Here is a 245-nt window from a genome sequence, read left to right on the forward strand (position 1 = left end):
CCTTCCAACGCCTTCGCCTCTCACTGAACCCATTGCGAGATCCCGATCATGAAGACCAAACTCATCGCCGCAGTACTCGTCGCACTTTCGAGCGCTGCAGCCGCGCCCGCGTTTGCCAGTGGCTATGGCCCTGCCCCTGCATATCGTCCCGCGATTGGCGCACCCGCGTCACAACGTGGCCAGAGCGTGCAAACGCTCGCCGCCGAGCGCAGCGACGCGAGCGCCTCGCAAGAGGCATACGGCGG

The 245-nt window shown here is 65.3% G+C and carries 1 protein-coding gene; it reads left to right on the plus strand.

Annotated elements, in window-relative coordinates:
• Nucleotides 1-48 precede the first annotated feature (48 nt).
• Nucleotides 49-245 (plus strand): hypothetical protein (locus U5A57_RS41575; RefSeq protein WP_321918152.1); only part of this gene is annotated, 197 nt, incomplete at its 3' end.

Source organism: Paraburkholderia sp. J11-2, assembly GCF_905220185.1.
GTDB lineage: Bacteria > Pseudomonadota > Gammaproteobacteria > Burkholderiales > Burkholderiaceae > Paraburkholderia.